The organism is Streptomyces sp. NPDC007164 (assembly GCF_040634135.1).
Taxonomy (GTDB): Bacteria; Actinomycetota; Actinomycetes; order Streptomycetales; family Streptomycetaceae; genus Streptomyces; species Streptomyces sanglieri.
Map to the genome: position 1 here is coordinate 1 of NZ_JBEYFB010000121.1, position 3,830 is coordinate 3,830.

Annotated in this window: 3 protein-coding genes and 1 pseudogene; 2 read left to right on the plus strand and 2 right to left on the minus strand. The window is 68.3% G+C overall.

The genetic code is table 11. The annotated features are described in order from the left end of the window. Nucleotides 1-82 precede the first annotated feature (82 nt). Nucleotides 83-391 carry a tetratricopeptide repeat protein gene (locus ABZ622_RS41785; RefSeq protein WP_360552534.1) on the minus strand — a complete coding sequence of 103 codons (309 nt, stop codon included), beginning with the start codon at nt 389-391 and terminating at the stop codon, nt 83-85. Nucleotides 392-1,070: 679 nt separating this feature from the next. Here ABZ622_RS41785 and ABZ622_RS41790 point away from each other — a divergent pair. Together ABZ622_RS41790 and ABZ622_RS41795 are read left to right on the plus strand one after the other, a co-directional pair. Continuing rightward, the gene (locus tag ABZ622_RS41790; protein ID WP_360552536.1) at nt 1,071-1,664 is read left to right on the plus strand and encodes a TetR/AcrR family transcriptional regulator; all 594 of its coding nucleotides are present in this window, start codon (nt 1,071-1,073) and stop codon (nt 1,662-1,664) included. Then, on the plus strand, nt 1,661-3,493 hold the full coding sequence (locus tag ABZ622_RS41795; RefSeq protein WP_360552538.1) for an alpha/beta fold hydrolase: 1,833 nt from the start codon (nt 1,661-1,663) through the stop codon (nt 3,491-3,493). Before ABZ622_RS41790 ends, ABZ622_RS41795 begins: the two co-directional genes overlap by 4 nt. A 62-nt stretch (nt 3,494-3,555) precedes the next feature. On the opposite strand, the pseudogene ABZ622_RS41800 reads toward ABZ622_RS41795, so the two are convergent. After that, nucleotides 3,556-3,830: pseudogene (locus ABZ622_RS41800) on the minus strand (hypothetical protein); the annotation flags it as partial.

Genomic DNA, 3,830 nt, shown 5'->3' on the forward strand with positions numbered 1-3,830 from the left:
CGACCCGAAGCCGTACGTCTGGACGAAGACCTCCGACGAGATCCTCGAACGCCTCGCCTCATATCTGAACAGAATCCCTGACTCAGAACACTAGCGACTCGTCCAGCTCGCCCAGCCACCTCAGGGTGCTGGCGTACTGGCACAGGCACCGGCGCAGCACGTCACCGTCGAGGCCAAGGGCGAGCGCCCGCTCGTAGTAGCCGCGAGCGGTCTCCTCCTGGCCCGCCGTGTCGTAGGCGCCACCCACCTCGTATACGAGGACTGGGTGACCAGGGTGTTCGGCAAGCAGCGCCTGGAAGTAGGCGATCGTCGGCACCATGTTCGCCCGGTCGCGCCGGTCGTAGCCACGCTGGATCGCCTCGGCCAGTTCGGGCGTCACGTTGGTCGTCACTGCTGCGCCTCCATGCGTACGGGTCCGAAGATCGGCTCACCATAATGCAGCCTCGTCCGCAGGCGCCTGCCTGTGGGCCGACCCGGCGTTGGCAGCGTTGGCGTCTGTACTTGATGGAGCCATGTTCCTCGTCAGACGCGGATGCCTGCCTCGTCGAGGGTGGGCTGCTGTCAGCTACCGATTATGACGAGCGACGCCCCGGTTTCCCGTGTCTGCCAGTCCGTCAACCGAGAGGACGCGGGAGCATCGACGTCGCTTACAAGTCGCTGCTCCATACAAGACGCTATGCACGTTCGACCGTACGCTGCGGTGCACGTTGGCCCGTACGCCGACAAGGGTCACGGCGACGCCGGAAAAGCGGATCTCCCCGGCGAGCTTCACGGCGGCCTCCAGCTCGGGGCGCCGGGTGGCCAGGGGGGAGATCTTCTACGAGAAGACCCGCGTCACCCCGGTCTCGGCGAGGGAGCCAAGCTGTGTGTCGAGGGACTGCCGGGCAGTCGAGGCTCGTGCGTAGCCGAGACGGACGTGCCCGGCCGGTTCAGCGCCGGCGCTCACCGGCCGGGGCAGCTCGGTCCACTCATGAAACACCCGCCACTCCCGCTTTCGACTCCGACGTGGACATCGCTGCGACAAGCTTGAGACGCTTTACAAAATCTATAGACCGGTCTATTCTTTAGTCATGGATGGAACCAAGGGAGCCAGGACCAGCTCGCGGCTGGCGGAATCGATGCTGGAACTGATCCAGCGGCACGGCTACAGCGGCACGGGAGTCAACACGGTGGTGGAGCACGCGGGCGCCCCAAAAGGGTCGCTCTACTTCCACTTCCCCCAGGGGAAGGAGGCCCTCGGAGAGAAGGCCGTCGAGCTGGCGGCCGCGCGATTTGGCTCTCTCGTCGCCGACTCGGCGCGAGGGTCGGCCACGCCGGGTGAGGCGGTACGCCGTGTGATCGACGAACTGGCCGGGATACTCAACGACAGCGACTTCCAGCTGGGATGCCCGGTCTCGGTGGTGACACTGGAAATGGGTGCGCAGAGCGAACGTCTGCGAGACGCCTGCGCCCATGCCTTCGAGTCATGGATCGCGCCGGTAAGTGACCTGCTCAGTGCGCAGGGCCGCCCTCGTCCCGTCGCCCGGGCCCTGGCGACAGCCGTGGTCAGCATGGTGGAAGGAGCGGTGATCGTCTCGCGTGCCCAGCGGTCCACCGAGCCGCTGCACTGCGCAGCCCAGGCGATCGCCGTGCTGCTGGAACAGAGCGCGGAGGCTTCGGCATGATCCAGGAGAACCGGCATGCACTGGTACTGGGTGCGAGCGGCCTCATCGGGCGCCACCTGGTACTCGCGCTCGGCCAGGCCGGCGTTCGAGTCGGCACGGCCAACCGGAGCCATGAGTCCTACCAGCGGCTGACTCGGTGGCTGGCCGGGCGCGGGTACGACCAGGTCCCGACCGACCTCCGGGTCGACTTCGCCAAGGCGTCACTGATCGACGGCGAGTGCGACGACATCACCGAGGTCTACAACTGCGCTGGCGCCTACCGGTTCGGCATGTCGGTGGATGAGGCGCGTCGCGCCAACGTTGACAGCGTCCGCGCGGTCGTCGCGTTCGCGGCGCGGCTGCCGAACCTGCGCCGCCTGGTTCAGGTCTCCGGATACCGAGTGGGCGGGCAGGACGCCGCCCCGTGGAGCGAGGAGTACCGACAGGAGACCTACCGGGCCCTGGGCGCCTACGAGGCGTCCAGGGCCGAGGCGGACGCCGTCTTCCAGTACCTGGCAGAGCAGTCGGGCGTTCCCTGGTCCATCGTCAACCCGGCCAGCGTAATCGGCGACAGCGCCACCGGGGAGTCCGACCAGTACCTCGGACTCGCCTCCAATATGAAAGACCTCTGGCACGGCTCGCTTCCCGCACTCCCGGGCAACGGGCACACGTTCGTCCCCGTGGTCGCGGTCGATTACCTCGCCCGTTTCATGACGCTGCTTCCGATGGACGAGGCCGCCCACCGCACTGCGTACTGGACGCTGGACGACGGCACGCCCGCACTGCCCGACCTGCTCACGCTGATAGCGGAGCACTACGGGGTCAAGGCACCCAGGACACGGATCCCGGTGTCCCTGCTCAAGCGGCTGCCTCAGTGGCTCACCAAGGCTGATCCGGAGACCCTGACGTTTTTGTCGACCGACCGCTACCCGACCGACTCGGCCCATGCCTTCGCCGCCCGGCACGGGCTGGCCATGCCGGACACCGCCACGACGATCCGCCGCTGGGCCGACCACCTTGCAGCCCACCGCTTCGGCGACGCCCCCGCAGGTGACAGACGATTCACCAAGGTGGGCGGGATACGGACTTTCGAGCTCGGCAGGGCAGGCGCACCCACGGTGGTGCTGCCCGGTCTGCCGGTCAACGCCGACACCTGGGCACCGGTCGTCGCGGCGGTCGGGCACGCGCGCGCCGTCGACCTGCCGGGGCTGGGCATGAGCGCCGGACGCCGCGAGGACTGGCAGTCCTGGCTGACCGCGCTGGTCACCGAGACCGGTGCCCGTCACCTGGTGGGTCACTCCATCGGCGCCGCGGCCGCCGTCGACGCCGCGACCGCCCACCCCAATGCGGTGGATCAACTCACGCTGGTGTCACCGTTCTTCCTGCAGGGGCCCCCGCCCCGCACCGCCAGGCGGGCGGCCCTGACCCGCTGGTACCTGAGGCGGACACCCCCCGAGGCGCTGGCCGAGCGGCTGACCGGCGCCACGGGCCACGCGGCCGCTCTCCGGTCGGCTGTCGCGGATCTTCGCCGCGGCACCGTCGGGGCCACCGCCGCCGAGCTTCTGGCTGCCACGGCGAACCCGCAGTGGCGTGCCGACCTCCAGGCCAAGCTGCAGCACTACCCAGGGCGTGTCCACATCGTCCTGGGCTCCAACGATCCGCTCACCGTTGAGGGACAGTCGCTGCTGGACACCCTCCCGCACGCCACCGTGACAGTGGTTGCCGGCGCGGGGCACCATCCTCAGCTGACGCACTCAGAAGTCGTCGCTCAGGCCATCGGTTCGCAGACCGCCTTCCTGGGCTCGCACAGTGAACCCGGCGTCAGGACGGCACGCGCACGACCGCGGTGACGAGGTGCTTGGCAGTCGAGGCAGTGCGACGAGCACGGCGGGTACGCCAGCTGGTCCGCCTCCTACTGATCTTTTCGTAAGTTCGGTGGGTGTGGTGGGTGGACGGTCAGGCCCGTATGGGCGAGGAATGACCATGGCAGGCGGGGGTTGGCGTTGATGCGGTGGATGCCTTGCCCGGTAGCGTCGGCGACATCGGCGAGGTGGTCGTCGGCGAGGTTGGCGAGTTCGCGCTTCTTGAGCGTGGACCACAGCAGTTCCACCGGATTCAGCTCGGGAGCGTAGAGCGGGTAATCGTTCCAGGGTGAGCCAGTCCTGTTCGGCGACCCAGGCCCGCATC

Bases quoted from the DNA above. Each gene is read 5' to 3' on its own strand.
- ABZ622_RS41790 (WP_360552536.1), top strand. From the start codon at position 1,071: ATGGATGGAACCAAGGGAGCCAGGACCAGCTCGCGGCTGGCGGAATCG.
- ABZ622_RS41795 (WP_360552538.1), top strand. From the start codon at position 1,661: ATGATCCAGGAGAACCGGCATGCACTGGTACTGGGTGCGAGCGGCCTC.